Source organism: Pseudomonas sp. GW822-FHT07A10 (assembly GCF_058798795.1).
On sequence record NZ_JBXAKV010000017.1, the window covers coordinates 43,920 to 61,559 of the forward strand.

Genomic DNA, 17,640 nt, shown 5'->3' on the forward strand with positions numbered 1-17,640 from the left:
AGAGCATGAAGGGATTACGACGGTTACTGGCCGCTACCCTGGCCACGTTCGGCTTGTTGGTTTCACCCGTTCCGGTATTCGCTGCCCAGGCGCCGATTCACTTTGCCGACCTGAATTGGGAAAGTGGCAGCCTGATCACCGAGATTCTGCGGATCATCGTCGAGCAGGGCTACGGCTTGCCGACCGATACCTTGCCGGGGACGACCATCACCCTGGAAACCGCCTTGGCCAACAATGACATTCAGGTCATTGGCGAAGAGTGGGCGGGCCGCAGTCCGGTCTGGGTCAAGGCTGAGGCCGAGGGCAAAGTCGCGAGCCTGGGCGATACGGTCAAGGGCGCCACCGAGGGCTGGTGGGTGCCGGAATACGTGATCAAGGGCGACCCGGCCAAGGGCATCAAGTCGCTGGCGCCGGGGCTGCGCAGTGTCAGTGATCTGCCGCGCTACAAGGATGTGTTCAAAGACCCGGAAACCCCGAGCAAGGGGCGCTTCCTGAACAGCCCGATCGGCTGGACGTCGGAGGTGGTCAACAAGCAGAAGCTCAAGGCCTATGGGCTGAACGACAGCTACGTGAACTTTCGCAGTGGTTCGGGGGCGGCGCTGGACGCAGAGATCAGTTCGTCGATTCGTCGCGGCAAACCAGTCCTGTTCTATTACTGGTCACCGACGCCATTGCTCGGCCGTTTCAAGCTGATTCAACTGCAAGAGCCGCCATTCGACGCCGAAGCCTGGAAAACCCTGACCGAGGCCGACAACCCTAATCCGAAGCCGACTCGCTCACTGCCCTCGAAGCTGTCCATCGGTGTGTCCGCGCCGTTCCAGAAACAGTACCCGCAGCTCACCGAGTTCTTCAGCAAGGTCGATTTACCGATCGAAGCGTTGAACAAGGCCCTGGCGGACATGAGTGAAAAACACACCCCGCCACGTCAAGCGGCCGAGGCGTTCATGAAGGCGAACCCGCAGATGTGGCAGGCCTGGGTACCCAAGGATGTGGCGGATAAAGTCGCTGCCCAGCTGAAATAAACTGCTCGGGTGTACATAAATCCCGTAGAAGCCTGCGATCTTTTGATTTTGCCGTTGGAAGCAAAGTCAAAAGATTGCAGGCTTCGCCAGCTTGTGCCTGGCGCTTTTAAAATCGCGCAAGGAAGTTCATTCTTCTGCAACATTTCACACGGGACGTCTGAATATGAGCCTTTTGGTCGCGCAATGGATTGCTGCAATCTTTCTAGTCATCAGCCTGATCCACCTGTATTGGGCGGCGGGTGGCAAGTGGGGTAGCGAGGCGGTGATACCGAGAGTACCCGGGGAGGGCGGTGAGGCATCAAGGCCGGCGTTCAAGCCATCGGGCTTTGGCACGCTGCTGGTGGCGGTGGGTTTGCTGCTGATTGCGATGCTGGTGTGCCTGCGGGTCGGGCTGTATCTGCCCACGGTGCATCACTGGTCGTTGCAATGGGTGATTAGCGCGATTGCGCTGCTGATGTTCGCTCGGGCGATCGGCGATTCGAATCTGGTGGGGTTCTTCAAGCAGGTCAAGGATTCGAAGTTTGCCCGGCTCGACACTTGGGCGTATTCGCCGTTGTGCTTGGTGTTGGGGGCCGGGTTGCTGGCAGTGGCCTGGATCTGAGGGGGCGGTCAATCGCTTTCGCGAGCAAGCCCGCGAAGAGATCCCGCCAATCAACACAAATCCCTGAACTAACTCCCGGGTTCCGTGCGCCGACTACTCACTTCCGCCGGCACATCATCCCCTGCCATGCGCTTGCGGAACAGCGCCGCCCGGGCGAGCAGCAGCGTGGTCACCGGCATCGTGATCGATAACAGAATCGGAATCAGCCAGGCGTGCAACACCGGCCCCGACTTGAGCGCCGAAAAGTAAATGATCGAAGCCAGTGCCACGCACCACGCACCCAATGTCGAGGCCAGCGCCGGCGGGTGCATGCGCTGGAAGTAATCCTTCATCCGCAGCAGCCCGACTGCGCCGATCAGCGCAAACAGACTGCCAAACACCAGCAGAATCGCCACCGGTATTTCCACCCACAAAGACAGTTCAGCGCTCATTCGATCACCTCGCCGCGCAACAGAAATTTAGCCAGGGCAAACGAGCCGACGAAGCCGAACAGCGCGATCAGCAGCGCCGCCTCGAAGTAAGTGTCACTGGCATAACGAATGCCCAGCGCGAGCATCATCAGCATGGCGATGATGTACAGGTAATCCAGGGCCAGAACCCGGTCCTGGGCCGACGGGCCCTTGAATAGGCGGATCAGGGTCAGAATCATCGCCAGCGAAAAGATGAACAGACTCAGCAGGATCGCGTTCGACAGCAATTCGCTCATTCGAAGATCTCCATCAAGGGGCGCTCGTAGGTCGCCTTGAAGTGCTGGATGAATTGGTTTTCGTCATCCAGATCGAAGACGTGTAGCAACAGAATGCTGCGATCCAGCGCCAGTTCCGACCAGACCGTGCCAGGAATCACCGTGCAGATGATCGACAGGGCCGCCAGACCGTTGGCATCGCGCAAGTCCAGCGGCACCTTGATGAACCGCGAGCGAGGCGCACGCCGCCCGGTATTGAGCACGCCCCAGGCCACGGCGAGGTTGGACACCAGCACATCGCGCCCGACCAGCAAGAACAAATGCAGGATTACCCCAGGGCGACGAATGCGGATCGGCAACGGCCGCAACTTGCGCATCATCAGCGGAGCGCAGAAGCCCAATACCGCGCCCAACAGCACATTGCCGGGGCTCATCGACAGGTTCAACAGCAGCCACAGCAGCCACAAGGACAGCGACAACCACGGCGCAGGAAACAGACGCTTCATGGTTGCACCTCCACCAGTGCTGCCCTGGCTTCAGGGCTCGGCACCGCACGGGTGCCGAGCACCGCCATCACGTATTGCTGAGGGTTATTCAATGCTTGAGCGGCGGCCTGGGTGTAGCGCAGCAGCGGTTCAGCCTTGAACGTCAGCGCGATGCTCAGCCCCAGCAGCACCATGATCGGCACGCATTCCAGGCGGCGCAGCAAGGGCGACGGTCGCTCTTGCGGGGTCCAGAAACGCTGGATGCCCAAACGCGAGAAAGCGATCAACGAGGCCAATCCGGACAGGATCAACAACGCCAGCAACCCCCACGCGCCGTTCGATACCGGCTCGTCGCTGCCATGACCCAGGCCCAGCGGGTTGAGCAGGGCGCTGAGCAGGCTGAGTTTGCCGATAAAACCGGAGAGCGGCGGCATACCGATAATCAATAAAGCGCAGGCGATGAAGCTCAGGCCGAGGAAGGCCATGGTCCAGGGAATCACCTGACCGACCACGGCTTTCTGGTCGTCATCGAGGTTGAAGCCTTTGGCCGGCTGCAAGGATTCCAGGGGCCGTGGCAGCAGCTCGCCGTCATCGTCCAGTGGCATTTCGTTGGCCGAACGCGAACGCTCGATCAACTCCGCCAGCAGGAACAGTGCGCTCAAGGCCAGGGTCGAGCTGACCAGATAAAACAGCGCCGCGCCGATCAGGTTCGGCTGGGCGAAACCGATGGCCGACAACAAAATGCCTGCCGACACCAGAATGCTCAGGCTGGCCATGCGCTCCAGGCGTTGCGCGGCGAGGATCGCCACGGCGGCGCAGACGATGGTCGCCATGCCGCCGTAGATCAGCCAGTCGCCACCGAAGTACGCGGAGGCCCCGGCCTGGCCGGAGAACAGCAGCGTCCACAGGCGTAGCAGGGTGTAGACGCCGACCTTGGTCATGATCGCGAACATCGCCGCTACCGGCGCGCTGGCCGCGGAATAGGCCGGCACCAGCCAGAAGTTCAGCGGCCACATGCCAGCCTTGGCCAGGAACGCCACTGCCAGAATCGCCGCGCCGGCATGCAGCAGGCCGCGATCGGCTTCCGGCACCAGCGGGATTTTCAGCGCCAGGTCGGCCATGTTCAGTGTGCCGGTAACGCCGTAGATCAGCGCCGCGCCAATCAGGAACAGCGACGAGGCCAGCAGGTTGATCGAGATGTAATGCAGCCCCGACGACACCCGCGCCCGACCCGAACCGTGCAGCATCAGCCCGTAAGAGGCGGCGAGCAGTACTTCGAAAAACACGAACAGGTTGAACAGGTCCGCCGTGAGGAAGGCGCCGTACAGGCCCATCAACTGAATCTGGAACAGTGCGTGGAAACTCGAACCGGCGCCGTCCCAGCGGGCCATGGCGAACAGCAGGGCGCTGACGCCGATGATCCCGGTCAGCACCAGCATCAACGCCGACAGGCGATCGACCACCAGCACGATACCGAACGGCGCCTGCCAGTTGCCCGGCAGGTACACGCCAATGGAGCCGGGCACGCCGGTGGTTTGCGTCCATTGCAGCAACATCACGGCAATGCCCAGCCCCAACAGGCTGGAGAACAGATTGATCTTGGCCTTCAGTGGGCGGTGTTTTTCGCCCAGCATCAGCATCACGGCGGCAGTCAGCAGCGGCAGCAGGATCGGTGCGACGATCAAGTGAGTCATCGCCATCATTCTTTAGGCTCCCGGCCATCCACATGGTCGGTGCCGGTCAGGCCCCGGGAGGCGAGCAGCACCACCAGGAACAGCGCGGTCATGGCGAAACTGATGACGATCGCGGTCAGCACCAGCGCTTGCGGCAGCGGGTCGGTGTAGTGCAGCAAATCCTGAGGCACGCCGTCCTTGATGTTCGGCTCCTTGCCGATGAACAGGCTGCCCATGCTGAAGATGAACAGGTTGACGCCGTAGGACAGCAGGCACAGGCCCATGACCACCTGGAACGTCCGTGGCCGCAGTATCAGCCATACGCCAGACGCAGCCAGCACACCGATGGCGATTGCGATGACTTCTTCCATCAGATGGCTCCTTGGGTGACAACGGCTTTGGCCGCGGGCCTGATTTGCGCGCTGGTTTTATGACCGCGTACCGATTGGTGGGCGAGGGCGGTGAGGATCAACAGCGTCGAACCGACCACCACGGCGTACACGCCAATATCGAAGAACAGCGCGCTGGCGATATGAATGTCACCCAGCAGCGGCAGCTCGAAATGCCAGGTGTGGGTGGTCAGGAACGGATACCCGACCGCCATCGCCCCGAGCCCGGTAACGGTGGCGAACAACAGCCCGGTGCCCATCCAGCGCAGCGGCCGCAGGCTCATTTGCGCCTCGACCCACTGGGTGCCGGCGACCATGTATTGCAGGATGAACGCCACCGACATCACCAGTCCGGCGACGAAACCGCCACCCGGCTGGTTGTGCCCGCGCAGGAACAGATAGAAGGAGATCACCAGGGCGATCGGCAACAGCAGGCGCACCAGCACCGCCGGCACCATCATGAACCCGAGCGCGGTGTCGCTGGCATGACGCGGGTTGACCAGATCGGTGACCACATCGGGTGCCAGCAGACGCTGTTGGGCCGGCAGTTGCAGGCTTTCTTTCGGAGGGCGGAAGCGTCGTAGCAGGGCGAACACCGCCAGGGCCACTGCCACCAGCACGGTGATTTCGCCGAGGGTGTCGAAGCCACGGAAATCCACCAACATTACGTTGACCACGTTGCTGCCGCCGCCTTCGGGCAGGGCGCGACTGAGGTAGAACGAGGAAATGTCATTGGGCGTCTGGCGGGTCAGCATCGCGTAGGACAACAGCGCCATGCCGCCACCGACCGCTGTCGATAGCAGCAAGTCGCGAACCCGCCGTACCCGCGCCTTGCGCAGGCTGCTCGGCAACGGTGACACCTCTTCGATCCGTCGCGGCAGCCAGCGCAGGCCGAGCAGGATCAGCACCATGGTCACCACTTCGACCACCAGTTGCGTCAGGGCGAGGTCCGGCGCCGAGAACCAGACGAAGGTCACGCAGGTCATCAGGCCGCAGACACTGACCATGGTCAGGGCCGCGAGCCGGTGATACTTGGCTTGCCACGCCGCGCCGAGTGCACAGGCAATTGCCAGCAGCCAGAGGATCACGAACACGATCGAGCCCGGAATTTTCGCCCGGTCACCCCAGCTCAGGCTGCTGTGCAGCATCGGGATGACCCCGGCCAGTACGGCGGCGAGCACCACCAGAAACAGTTGGGTTTGCAGGCGCCGGGTGCTGATCCGCCGCTCCAGACGACGGGCCAGACGCATCATGACCACCAGGCTGCGCTCGAACAGGCGCTTGCCGTTGAAGCGGTTGATCACCGGCGGGTGCATGAAACGCCCGTGCTTGAGCTGATTGCGCAGCAACAGGTAGAGCACGATGCCGCCGGACATGGCGATCAGGCTCATGATCATCGGTGCGTTCCAGCCGTGCCAGATTGCCAGGCTGTATTCGGGCAGCGTGCCGCCCACCACCGGTAACGCCGCCGCCGCGAGCAGCGGGCCGACCACTTGCGCTGGGAAAATCCCCACCACAAGGCAGGTAAACACTAGCAACTCCACCGGCGCGCGCATCCAGCGCGGCGGCTCGTGTGGAGTGTGCGGCAGGTCGGTGGCGGTCGGGCCGAAGAACACGTCGACGGTGAAACGCAGGGAGTAAGCGACGCTGAACGTCCCGGCTATGGTCGCGACGATCGGCAGGGTCATCTCGATCCAGGCCGTGGCGTTGATGAACACTGTTTCGGCGAAGAACATCTCTTTCGACAGGAAACCGTTGAGCAGCGGCACGCCGGCCATGGAGGCGCTGGCGACCATGGCCAGGGTGGCGGTGAACGGGATCAGTTTGACCAGGCCGCTGAGTTTGCGAATGTCCCGGGTGCCGCTTTCGTGGTCGATGATCCCGGCGGCCATGAACAGCGAGGCCTTGAACGTGGCGTGGTTGAGAATGTGGAACACCGCGGCCACGGCGGCCAGTGGACTATTCAGGCCCAGCAGCAGGGTGATCAGGCCCAGGTGGCTGATGGTCGAGTAGGCCAGCAGGCCCTTGAGGTCATTCTGGAACATCGCGCAATACGCGCCGAGCAACAGGGTGCAGGCGCCGGCCCCGCTGACGATGTAGAACCATTCTTCACTGCCGGACAGCGACGGCCACAGGCGCGCGAGCAGGAACACCCCGGCCTTGACCATGGTCGCCGAGTGCAGATACGCCGAGACCGGGGTCGGTGCCGCCATCGCGTGGGGCAACCAGAAGTGGAAGGGAAATTGCGCACTTTTGCTCAGGGCGCCGATCAGGATCAGGGGCAGCAGAATAGGGTAGAGGGCATGCGCGCGAATCAGATCGCCGGCGGCCAGGACCTTGTCCAGGTCATAGCTGCCGACCACATGGCCGAGCAGCATCACCCCCGCCAGCAAACACAAACCGCCCGCGCCGGTGACCATCAACGCCATGTAGGCACCCCGTCGCGCATCGGCGCGGTGGTGCCAGTAGCCGATCAACAGGAACGAGAAGAGGCTGGTCAGCTCCCAGAAAAACACAATCTGGATCAGGTTGCCGGAGATCACCAACCCCAGCATGGCGCCCATGAACGCCAGGAAAAACGCAAAGAAGCGCGGCACCGGATCGTCCGGTGACATGTAATAACGGGCGTACAACGAAACCAGCGTACCGATGCCCAGCACCAGCATCGAGAACAGCCAGGCGAAACCGTCCATACGCAGCACGAAGTTCAGGCCCAGGCTGGGGAGCCAGAAGAACTCTTCACGGATCACGCCGCCATGGGCGATTTGCGGGTACAAGAGGGCGACCTGGACGGTGCCGATCAAGGCAACCAGGCCAGCCAACAGCGATTCGGTATTACGCGCGTTGTGCGGCAGCAAGGCTGCCAGACAGCTGCCGATAAAAGGCAGAAGCAGTAGAACTATCAGGGACATAGGCTTCTAATCTGCGGAAGTTTATGAAGCATCATACGTGCCAGCTCCCCGATCACCAAACGTCAAGCTGTCGCAGAATCCTACAAGGTAGACGCAGAAACCCTGATTCACATTGTTTCGGAGAGCCGGTTCGATCATTCCCACACTCTGCGTGGGAATGATCAGTGCTCGGCTTCGCTCTCCAAGGCTTCATCAACCTCGGCAGCCGCCTTACCCTTGGTCTTCAACTCACTGACAATCACCGCCGCCACAATCAACCCGGCTCCAACCAGCGCAATCGCCGGCAAGCGTTCCCCGGCAATCCGCCCGACAATCCCGGCCCACACCGGCTCCCCGGCATAGATCAACGTTGCCCGAGTCGGCGAAACACTCTTCTGCGCCCAATTCATCGCCACCTGAATCGCCGCACTCGCCGCGCCTAATCCCAAAGCGCTGCACAACAGCAACCACGAGAAGTCGGGAATCACTTCCTGGGTCGGCACCACCATCAGGAACGACAGCACCGACGTGGTTGCCAATTGCACCACCGTCACCCGGCGCACGTCGACCTGGCCGGCATAGGTGCTGATCAGAATGATTTCCGCGGCAATCGCCACGGCACTGATCAATGTGGCGATTTCACCGGGGCTGAAATTGAACGAAGCACCGGAAGGCCCCGACAGCAACATCAGACCGGTGAAGGCCAGCATGATCCCGATGCTCGGCATCAACCCCGGACGACGCCCCAGCACCAGCCATTGCAGCAATGGCACGAACGGCACATACAGCGCGGTAATAAACGCCGACTGACTGCTGGGAATGCTCTGCAAACCCACGGTCTGCAAGCCGTAACCAAGCATGATCGCCACGCCGATAAATGCCCCGGCCTTGAGTTCGAACAGCGTCAGTTCGCGCAGATGACGCCAGGAGAACAGCGCCACAAGGCTCGCCGCCGCGGCAAAACGCAGCCCGACGAAGAACATCGGCCCGCTGACGGTCATCGCATGCTGTACCAGCAAAAAGGTCCCGCCCCAAACCATGGTAATCAGCACCAGCACGCACTCGGCCTTGCTGAACCGGGAGAAACGGGGGGAAGTGTGAGAAGCGTTCATTGACGTCATGACCTTGCGCGCCATCTGAGGGAGACGCACAATGCGCCCGAAGTTGGGCAGTATACTGCGCAACGCCACCCAGTGAGCAATATAGTGCACAAAGATTCCACTCAACGGGCTTCGGTCCTCCAGCACGTCAGCCTGAACGTGCGACGTCTGCGCCACGCCGCCGACATGAGCCAGAGCGCCCTGGCCGAAAAGTCCGGGGTCAGCCGCCGGATGCTGGTGGCCATCGAGGCCGGCGAGAAGAACGTCAGCCTGACCACCCTCGACCGCGTGGCCGAAGCGTTGGACGTGGCCTTCAGCGACCTGATCCAGGCCCCCGACGCCCGCGACCCGAGCCGCATCAACGAATTGGCCTGGGCCGGTACGATCCCGGGCAGTAAAGCGGTGCTGCTGGCCAAAGCCACCGCCACCCGCGAAGTAGAACTCTGGGAATGGCGCCTGGAACCGGGCGAGCATTACCTCTCGGAGCCGGATGCCGAAGGCTACAGCGAACAGCTTTATGTGTTCGAAGGTTGCCTGACCCTGATGCTTGGCGGTCAGCCGCAGAAAATTGCGGCTGGCGAGTTCTTTATGTTTGCCAGTCATCAACCGCATTCTTATCGCAATGATGGGGAAGTGGCGGTGCGGTTTGTGCGCAATGTGGTGATTTGACTGTTTACCGGCTAACACTGGATAAACACTTTGCTGTTTTAAAGCTGCAAGTGTTTCTTGAATAATTACCCAACTTATTGAAATAAAAGAAAATTATATTCAAGTGCGGCTCCTGAAAAACAGTGGGGATGGCATCGAAACGAGCAGGTGCGCTTCCTGATGGCCGAGCAAAATATTAACTTGGCACCCAAGTACGCTTCACAGGCTAGCGTCCGGTGAGTGACTGACACGGAGCGATCCGCACGACTTCCATTCAGGTAAACATTGATCAGTGAGAACGCCATGACTGAGACCCCACGCGCACAGGCGAGCGACGCCATCCGTCACGCTGACATCCTGATCATCGGCGGCGGCCTCAGCGGTACGATGTTGGCGGCGCAGTTGTTGCGGTTGCCCGGTCAGCGCCGGATTCTGGTGATCGAGCCGCGAGCAGAACTGGGCCGTGGCGAAGCCTATAGCGCGGTGGAGCTGGGCCATACGCTCAACGGTAACGCGGCGCGTATGAGCGTCGACCCGGACAACGCCGATGACCTGACCCACTGGCTGACCGAACACATCGCCGCCGGTGGCTGGCCGGAGTCGGATGAGCAACATGTGCCGGTCAGTGAACTGTTTCCGCCGCGCGGGTTGTTTGGCGTTTATGTGCAGCAGCGTCTGGCTGAAGCGCAGGCGGTGGGCGCATTGAAGGGGTCGAGCGTCGAACATGTGCGGGCCGAGGTAGTGGACCTGGAAACGTTGAGCGATTCGGTGCGGTTGAGCCTGAGTGATGGGCAGCAATTGCAGGGCGCTTACGCGGTGTTGGCGACTGGAATGTTTCCCGCCGCCCGCACGCCGCAAACCGAATCCAGCGGTTTGAACGCCGCTGCACTCGACCCGTGGGATGTGGCCGCCATGCGTCAACTCGATCCGCAGTCGACGGTGCTGATCATCGGCTCGGGCCTGACCATGGTCGATGCCGTGGTGTCGCTGGAGCAGGCCGGGCATCGTGGGCCGATCGAAGTGTTCTCCCGTCATGGTTTGCTGCCGCATGTGCGCCGACAACCGCCGGCGTGGGTGGATTTTCTCGCCGAGGACCACAGTATTCGCACACCGCGTCAGCTGGTGCGCGAACTGCGCCGGCATTGCCGCGATGCCATCGCTCAGGGCATCGACTGGCAAGCGCCGTTGGATACCGTTCGGGCGCATATCGGGCGGTTGTGGAGTCAGGCGACCGATGTGCAACGCCGGCAATTTGTGCGGCATGTACGGCCATGGTGGGAAAGCCATCACCATCGCTCGCCGCCGCTGAGTGCCGAGTTGGTGGCGCGGCTACACGGGGAAGGGCGGTTGCGGATTCATGCCGCATCGTTCAAGGGGCTCGAGCCTGCGTCGGACGGTGAGGTCAGCATCCGCATTCGTCGTCGTGGCGAGACGCAAACTTGCGTGGTGCATGGCGCGGCGCTGATCAACTCCAGCGGCATCGAATACGACTGGCGCCGGGTGGCGCGGCTGTTGCCCCAGCAATTGCTCGCTCGCGGGCTGGTACGGCCGGGGCCGTTGGCGTTGGGCATTGCTGCGGCGGTGGATGGCGCGGTACTCAGCGCCGACGGGCAGGTCGCCAGCCGTTTGTTCGCCATGGGGCCACCGTTGCGCGGCATGTGGTGGGAGAGCACGGCGGTAACTGATGTGGCGAGCCAGGCCAAGTCTCTTGCGGCGCGATTAGTAAGCGATCTGTTGTAGCAGCTGCCGAGCCCGCGAGGCTGCTGCTACGGGCAGGCCAAGTCTCTTGCTCGCGAAGAGGCCAGCCCATCCACCGCAAAATCCACAGTAAGACCAATAAACAGGCGATGTTTAATCGACATCTCCAGATACTCACTCAGGCTACACAGCCTTGCGCCGTTGCCTACGACTACGCCAGAATCCGCCGGCTTGTGCGCCTTGAGGCCGGGCTCTATCGTTTCCGGGTCGCAGACGAATCAGCGATCGGGTTTAGCAGCTCGATGAATATCAAGGCACGTCAGTGTCGCCATTCGCGTTATGGCGGCTATGCGTGGGGCACTTCCGTGCGCCGGGTTCCTTGATCCCTGGTCTGCTAACCCGCGTACAGCCGCCACCTTCTTCGTTTAGCAGCGATAGATGTCGGCTCCACTGATCAAGGAGCTTCATTTATGTTCAAACCAACACCAAATCCTCCGGAAACCGACGACGTTTCCCCCTACGAATCCCTCGATTCGAAAAAACTCCACGAAGCCGCCGACCGCGCCCTCGACCACTACCTCAAACCACCCATCCCCAAAGCCACCAAGCGCAAACCCAGCACCATTTACCATGTGGGTACGAAGGTCGATAACGAAACCCTGCTGGTCAACGCCTGCGAATCCCTGGCGTCAGCGAGCATGATGCTCAGTGAGTTCGCCGGACTGATGGACATGCCACATCGCAATGTGATGTTGGGGATTCAATCGGTGGTCATGCTTGGGGAGTTGGCGGTGAACCGGGTGCTGGATAATTTCGATCCACAAGACTAGCTAGGATCTTTGGCAAAAGGGGCTTGTTGTGGCGAGGGGGCTTGCCCCCGTTCGGCGGCGCAGCCGTCGCAAAACCGGTATATGCGGTGTATCTGAAAACATGCAGCTGCAGGTTTTGGGGGCGCTTCGCAACCCAACGGGGGCAAGCCCCCTCGCCACAATGGGTTCCTGACTGAGCCCCTTAAATGCAAGAAACCCCGCATCACGCGGGGTTTCTTGTTTCCGGTGGTTTAAACGGCAACTCAAGCCCGCTTCCACAGGGTTTTGCGTATCAAGCCACTACTTGGTAACACGGCACATACGCCGCGCCGCCCGGCAGTTTCATCCGGTGCTGGGCGACGAAGGCTTTGAGCAAGTGGTCCAACGGCTGCAAGACCTCGGCATCACCGCGAATCTGGTACGGCCCGTGTTCTTCGATCAGGCGGATGCCCTTGTCCTTGACGTTGCCGGCGACGATGCCGGAGAACGCGCGGCGCAGGTTGGCGGCCAGTTCGTGGGACGGCAGGTTGCGGCTCAGTTGCAGGTTGGCCATGTTGGCGTGGGTCGGGTCGAACGGGCGCTGGAAGCCTTCGTCGATCTTCAGCAGCCAGTTGAAATGGAACGCGTCGTTGCGCTCGCGGCGGAACTGTTTGACCGCTTTGAGGCCCTGAGTCATCTGCCGCGCCACTTCAGCCGGGTCGTCGATGATGATCTCGTAGTGCCGCTGCGCTTCTTCACCGAGGGTTGCGCCGACGAAGGCGTGCAGTTGCTCCAGATACGGCGCGGCGCTTTTCGGCCCGGTAAGGACCACCGGGAACGGCAGGTCCTGGTTGTCCGGGTGCATCAGGATGCCGAGCAGGTACAAGAACTCTTCGGCCGTGCCCGCGCCGCCGGGGAAAATGATGATGCCGTGGCCAACCCGCACGAACGCTTCCAGGCGTTTCTCGATGTCCGGCAGGATCACCAGTTCGTTGACGATCGGGTTCGGCGCCTCGGCGGCGATGATCCCAGGTTCAGTCAAACCGAGGTAGCGACCGCCGTGGATGCGTTGCTTGGCATGGGCGATGGTCGCGCCTTTCATCGGGCCTTTCATCACGCCAGGGCCACAACCGGTGCAGATGTCCAGGCTGCGCAGGCCGAGTTCGTGGCCGACTTTCTTGGTGTATTTGTATTCTTCGGTGTTGATCGAGTGGCCGCCCCAGCACACCACGATTTTCGGCTCGACGCCGGGGCGCAGGGTGCGGGCGTTGCGCAGCAGGTGGAAGACGTAGTCGCTGATGCCCTGGGAGGTGCTCAGGTCGATGCTCAAGGCGTCGAGTTCGTTTTCGGTGTAGACGATGTCGCGCAGGGCGCTGAAGAGCATTTCGCGGGTGCTGGCGATCATTTCGCCATCGACGAAAGCGTCGGCCGGGGCGTTCAGCAGTTCCAGGCGTACGCCACGGTCTTGCTGGTGAATGCGGATTTCGAAGTCTTTGTAGGCTTCCAGGATGGTCTTGGCGTTATCAACGTGGGCACCGGTATTGAGGATGGCCAGGGCGCACTGGCGGAAGAGGGTGTAGGTGATACCGGATGAGGCTTCGCTCAGTTGCTGTACTTCACGCTGGGAGAGCGTTTCCAGGCTGCCTTTAGGGCTGACCGAGGCGTTGATTACATGTCGTTGGGTCATTCAATGATCCTTAAAACGATGTCACCCGCCAGCAACGGCGCATGGCATCCGAATAGTGTGTATCCATGATGAAGATGGCACGAACTGCGCTGTATCGCCATGCTCCCGTTTGACGATGAAAAGATGAAAAGGAGCTCCAGCATAGCTAAATCCTTCGGGGAGGCGATAATGCCTCGCAGTCTTTTTGTCACAGCGCCTTTTACCATCGATGCAAGGAACCCCGTCGCGATGTTCGAAATCCAGCCAATGAATGCCGAAACCTATCGACGCCAGACGCGGCGCAGCACGGTGATCATCGCCCTGATGTTCCTGGCGCTGGCGATGGTGCTGTCGACGGCGGCGGTGACGTTGTTCGGTGAACCCGGCGGCGATAATCTGCGGTTCAACGTGGGCGGGGTGTTTGCCGCGTTGTTGCTGACAGTGGCGCTGATGCGCGGCAAGTTCTGGAGCCAGGAGTGGATGGCGCCAGCGGTCTATGGTTGGCAGCTCAAGCGCAGCCTGATGAGCGTCACCAACGTCATGCACCAGGTGACGGCGGCGGTGGAGCAGGGCGACCCTGCCGCCATGAAACTGCTGCGCTTTTATCACTTGGGGCTGAGCCAGATGCACCAGTTGGACGGCAACTCCAGCGACCATAGTCAGCTGGCCCGCGAGATGGATCAACACGCGGCGCGGATGCAAGCACTGGGCATCGATACTGAGCAGACGCAATTGAATCCGGCCTGGCTTGAGGCATTGAAACAGACGCGCGCCTGATCCTTCTCAAACCCGCAGGTGCAGCGTTTCAAAGAGTTGTCGGTCTTCCTTTTTGGCCGAGCGGGCGTGACGCCGAATGACCTGTAACAGGCAATCGGTGAAGCACAGTGCCGGATTGCTCAGCGCGCCGTTGCGGCGTGTCACGATGCTCAACTGCCTGGGTTCGAATTGTTCGGTCAGTCCCAGGGAAACCACTCGGCCGAGAAAGGGCGGGGCGATACTCACGATGGAGGGCCCCCAGGTGCACATGTCGGCCCGCTCGACCATCATCTGCAGGATCGCCAGTGAATGGGCGCGGACGATTCGGCTCTCATCAATTTGTGCTCCGTGTTTCCAGAACAACTCCTGCATCAGCCCATCGTGACCGTCCGGTGCATAGTTCAAGGTCCAGTTCTGCTCCAGCAGCTCATGGATCGATCGAGCATTCTGTTGTGCATGGCCCTGGCGGACCAACACCGACGTTTGGTAATCGAGCAGGGTTTCGCAGGCAAATTCCTGGGTTGATTGTGCCGGGTGAAGCTGGCCGATCGCAAAATCCATGCTGCCATCGCGCAGCAGCGGTTGGGCCACGGCCATCAGGCTTTCGAACAGTTCCAGCCGGATTTCCGGCATTCGCTCCCGAAAGGCCAGCACCACTTCGGGCAAGAAGGTCAAGGCAATCCATGGCGTGATCCCGACACAGAGCCGCCCCTGAGCCTTGCCTCGCAGGTGATCAAGCTCTGTCTGCGCATGTTCGAGTTGCTTGATCACGAGCCGGGCGTGAGTCAGCAGCACTTTGCCGTACTCCGTGAAGTTCAGACCGTTGGGCGTTCGGGTGAACAGCGGCAACTGCTGGCTGGTTTCCAGTTCGCGAAGTGCTTTGGTTACCGCGGCCTGGGACATATCCAGCGAGCGAGCGGCCGCGCGGATGCTGCCGGTTTCGGCGCTGGCGATCAGTGCTTGTAGTTGATGCAGTTTCATATGCTCACCGTGACGACAACCAATGGTTGTCATCATAACCAAACTGCGTCTCCCCAGCCCGGATTCCGTTCCCTAAGATCGACCCCAACAGCCGCCCAGACCTATCGAGGGAATACAACAATGAACGCCGGCCCTGTCTTGCCTGGTATTGCAGCGATCCAGGATGAAATGATCGCTTTGCGGCACAGCATTCACGCGCACCCCGAGTTGGGCTTCGAGGAATTCGCCACCAGTGAGCGGGTTGCTCAGTGTTTGACGCAGTGGGGGTTTGAGGTCAGCACCGGTGTGGGCCGGACCGGGGTTGTCGCGACGCTGAAAAACGGTGAGGGGCGCTCCGTTGGCTTGCGCGCCGACATGGATGCACTGCCGATTCAGGAAACCACCGGCCTGCCGTATGCCAGCCGGATTGACGGTGTGATGCATGCCTGCGGCCACGATGGGCATACCGCAACCCTGTTGGCGGCCGCTCGATACCTGGCACAAACCCGGGCGTTCAACGGCACATTGCATCTGATTTTCCAGCCGGCCGAAGAAGGGCTGGGCGGTGCCAGGAAAATGCTTGAAGACGGCCTGCTCGAACGGTTCCCGTGTGATGCGGTGTTTGCCATGCACAACGTACCGGGTTATCCCGTCGGGCATCTGGGGTTTTACAGCGGCCCGTTCATGGCGTCTGCCGATACGGTGACGATCAAAATCATCGGCCACGGCGGCCACGGCGCGGTGCCGCACAAGGCCATCGATCCGGTGGTGGTGTGCGCCTCGATCGTAATCGCCTTGCAAAGCATTGTGTCGCGCAACGTCAACCCGCAGGACATGGCAATTATCACGGTGGGTTCCATACATGCCGGAAGCGCTTCGAATGTCATTCCCGTATTCGCCGAAATGAGTCTGAGCGTGCGAGCGTTGACCCCTGAAGTTCGCCGGCTACTCGAGCTCAGAATTACCGAGCTGGTCGAGGGCCAGGCCGCCAGTTTCGGCGCACAGGCCCATATCGACTATCAGCATTGTCATCCGGTGTTGATCAATGATCCCGAGCAGACAGCGTTCGCCCGTCAGGTCGCGCAGGACTGGCTGGGCGAAGGACAAATGATTGACGATCTGCGCCCCTTCACAGCCAGTGAGGACTTCGCTTTCATCCTGGAAAAGTGCCCGGGCAGCTATCTGGTGATCGGCAATGGCCAGGGCGACAACGGCTGTCTGCTGCACAACCCCGGCTATGACTTCAATGATGCCTGTCTGCCGATCGGGGCGAGTTATTGGGTGAAGCTGGTCGAGGGTTTTCTGCGTTGAGCGGCGGAGTTTTCAAGCGCTGCGGCTGTACAAAAAGCTGTCGGTAACCTGGCTCGGCGAGCCCCTAGAGGAAAAATAACAATGAATAAAATGATCGCGGCTGTATCACTGGTGTTGTTCACGGCATCCGGCCTGGCCGGAGCGGCCGACTGGTCCGGCAAAGTGTTGAGGCTGGGCGTCGACCCGACCTACCCACCGCTGGAATACAAGAACCAGGATGGCACGCTGACCGGCTTCGGGGTCGACATCGCCGAGGCGCTTTGCGCCGAGTTGCATGCTCGCTGCGTCTGGGTTGAAAGCAGCTGGGACGGCATGATCCCGGCCCTGCTGGCGCGCAAGTTCGACGCGGTGGCTTCGTCGATGACCATTACGCCCAAGCGCCTGGAGCAGATTGCGTTTACCGACAAGGTGTCCAATGCGCCGGCGCGTTTGGTGGTCAGGCGTGGATCGGGCTTGCTGCCCTCCCTGGAGTCGCTCAAGGGCAAGCGTATTGGCGTGGAGCAGGGGTCGACCCAGGAGGCTTATGCCAAAGCTGTCTGGGGTTCGAAGGGCGTAGATATTCTCTCCTATCAGAATCAGGACCAGGTGTACGCCGACCTGGTAGTGGGGCGACTCGATGCCTCGCTGCAGGGCGCGATCCAGGCCAGTTACGGGTTTCTGAACACTGCGCGGGGCAAGGACTATGAATTTGCGGGTGCCACCCTGGATGACCCCGGTTTTTTCGGCGTCGGTGATGGCATCGGCTTGCGCAAGAGTGATGTCGAGCTGCGCGAAGACTTGAACAAAGCGCTGGCGACGATTCTGGCCAACGGCACTTACGAACGGATCAACAAAAAGTACTTCGATTTCGACGTCTACGGCGCGAAATGACGCCTCTCGATACCTGAAACAGGGCGGCCGTCCGGGCCGCTCAGTTTGACCATCCTCTTCATTAATAAAAACACGGAGAGCGAAATGCTTCTGGAAG

17 protein-coding genes are annotated in these 17,640 nt (G+C 60.9%); 8 read left to right on the forward strand and 9 right to left on the reverse strand.

All coding sequences use genetic code 11. The features are described from left to right. Positions 1–5 precede the first annotated feature (5 nt). Both AC1RL4_RS24275 and AC1RL4_RS24280 read left to right on the forward strand, forming a co-directional pair. Entirely contained in the window at positions 6–1,022 is a 1,017-nt protein-coding gene (locus tag AC1RL4_RS24275) for an ABC transporter substrate-binding protein (protein WP_230172018.1), read from the forward strand. Between the two features lie 163 nt (positions 1,023–1,185). Then, positions 1,186–1,623, forward strand: coding sequence for a DUF3995 domain-containing protein (locus tag AC1RL4_RS24280; protein WP_028941026.1), 438 nt, complete (start codon positions 1,186–1,188; stop codon positions 1,621–1,623). 68 nt (positions 1,624–1,691) lie between these two features. On the opposite strand, the gene AC1RL4_RS24285 is transcribed toward AC1RL4_RS24280, so the two are convergent. From AC1RL4_RS24285 to AC1RL4_RS24315, 7 genes are all read right to left on the reverse strand, one after another. Further along, on the reverse strand, positions 1,692–2,054 hold the full coding sequence (locus AC1RL4_RS24285) for a Na+/H+ antiporter subunit G (RefSeq protein WP_230172019.1): 363 nt from the start codon (positions 2,052–2,054) through the stop codon (positions 1,692–1,694). Further along, positions 2,051–2,329 carry a K+/H+ antiporter subunit F gene (locus AC1RL4_RS24290; RefSeq protein ID WP_007935991.1) on the reverse strand — a complete coding sequence of 93 codons (279 nt, stop codon included), beginning with the start codon at positions 2,327–2,329 and terminating at the stop codon, positions 2,051–2,053. Before AC1RL4_RS24290 ends, AC1RL4_RS24285 begins: the two co-directional genes overlap by 4 nt. Beyond that, positions 2,326–2,814, reverse strand: coding sequence for a Na+/H+ antiporter subunit E (locus tag AC1RL4_RS24295; RefSeq protein ID WP_230172022.1), 489 nt, complete (start codon positions 2,812–2,814; stop codon positions 2,326–2,328). Before AC1RL4_RS24295 ends, AC1RL4_RS24290 begins: the two co-directional genes overlap by 4 nt. After that, on the reverse strand, positions 2,811–4,496 hold the full coding sequence (locus tag AC1RL4_RS24300; protein ID WP_096480659.1) for a monovalent cation/H+ antiporter subunit D: 1,686 nt from the start codon (positions 4,494–4,496) through the stop codon (positions 2,811–2,813). The genes AC1RL4_RS24295 and AC1RL4_RS24300 overlap by 4 nt, the downstream gene beginning before the upstream one ends. Continuing rightward, positions 4,493–4,837 (reverse strand): Na+/H+ antiporter subunit C, encoded by a 345-nt coding sequence (locus tag AC1RL4_RS24305; protein WP_007935994.1) that lies wholly within the window; start codon positions 4,835–4,837, stop codon positions 4,493–4,495. Before AC1RL4_RS24305 ends, AC1RL4_RS24300 begins: the two co-directional genes overlap by 4 nt. Further along, complete coding sequence (locus AC1RL4_RS24310) at positions 4,837–7,767, reverse strand: monovalent cation/H+ antiporter subunit A (protein WP_230172023.1); 2,931 nt, start codon at positions 7,765–7,767, stop codon at positions 4,837–4,839. Before AC1RL4_RS24310 ends, AC1RL4_RS24305 begins: the two co-directional genes overlap by 1 nt. A gap of 161 nt (positions 7,768–7,928) precedes the next feature. Then, a complete protein-coding gene (locus AC1RL4_RS24315; RefSeq protein ID WP_019582676.1) occupies positions 7,929–8,957 on the reverse strand; it encodes a DMT family transporter in 1,029 nt (342 codons plus the stop codon). On the opposite strand from AC1RL4_RS24315, the gene AC1RL4_RS24320 reads away from it, so the two are divergent. From AC1RL4_RS24320 to AC1RL4_RS24330, 3 genes are all read left to right on the forward strand, one after another. Then, a complete protein-coding gene (locus AC1RL4_RS24320) occupies positions 8,952–9,515 on the forward strand; it encodes a helix-turn-helix domain-containing protein (RefSeq protein WP_230172024.1) in 564 nt (187 codons plus the stop codon). The two genes, AC1RL4_RS24315 and AC1RL4_RS24320, sit on opposite strands and share 6 nt — an antisense overlap. 282 nt (positions 9,516–9,797) lie before the next feature. Further along, complete coding sequence (locus AC1RL4_RS24325) at positions 9,798–11,234, forward strand: FAD/NAD(P)-binding protein (protein ID WP_230172025.1); 1,437 nt, start codon at positions 9,798–9,800, stop codon at positions 11,232–11,234. Positions 11,235–11,662: 428 nt separating this feature from the next. Then, positions 11,663–12,022 (forward strand): DUF6124 family protein, encoded by a 360-nt coding sequence (locus tag AC1RL4_RS24330; protein WP_230172026.1) that lies wholly within the window; start codon positions 11,663–11,665, stop codon positions 12,020–12,022. Positions 12,023–12,293: 271 nt separating this feature from the next. Here the strand turns inward: AC1RL4_RS24330 and ppnN are convergent, their stop codons facing one another. Then, positions 12,294–13,667, reverse strand: coding sequence for a nucleotide 5'-monophosphate nucleosidase PpnN (ppnN, locus tag AC1RL4_RS24335; RefSeq protein ID WP_230172027.1), 1,374 nt, complete (start codon positions 13,665–13,667; stop codon positions 12,294–12,296). A gap of 228 nt (positions 13,668–13,895) precedes the next feature. Here ppnN and AC1RL4_RS24340 point away from each other — a divergent pair, with 228 nt between their 5' ends. Beyond that, positions 13,896–14,423 (forward strand): DUF3087 domain-containing protein, encoded by a 528-nt coding sequence (locus tag AC1RL4_RS24340; protein ID WP_019582805.1) that lies wholly within the window; start codon positions 13,896–13,898, stop codon positions 14,421–14,423. 6 nt (positions 14,424–14,429) lie between these two features. Here AC1RL4_RS24340 and AC1RL4_RS24345 read toward each other — a convergent pair whose 3' ends face one another. Next, positions 14,430–15,419 carry a LysR family transcriptional regulator gene (locus tag AC1RL4_RS24345; RefSeq protein WP_196808882.1) on the reverse strand — a complete coding sequence of 330 codons (990 nt, stop codon included), beginning with the start codon at positions 15,417–15,419 and terminating at the stop codon, positions 14,430–14,432. 84 nt (positions 15,420–15,503) lie between these two features. Here AC1RL4_RS24345 and AC1RL4_RS24350 point away from each other — a divergent pair, with 84 nt between their 5' ends. Continuing rightward, the gene (locus AC1RL4_RS24350) at positions 15,504–16,673 is read left to right on the forward strand and encodes a M20 aminoacylase family protein (protein ID WP_028941014.1); all 1,170 of its coding nucleotides are present in this window, start codon (positions 15,504–15,506) and stop codon (positions 16,671–16,673) included. Positions 16,674–16,763: 90 nt separating this feature from the next. After that, complete coding sequence (locus tag AC1RL4_RS24355; protein WP_374707279.1) at positions 16,764–17,543, forward strand: ABC transporter substrate-binding protein; 780 nt, start codon at positions 16,764–16,766, stop codon at positions 17,541–17,543. The last annotated feature ends 97 nt before the right edge of the window (positions 17,544–17,640 follow it).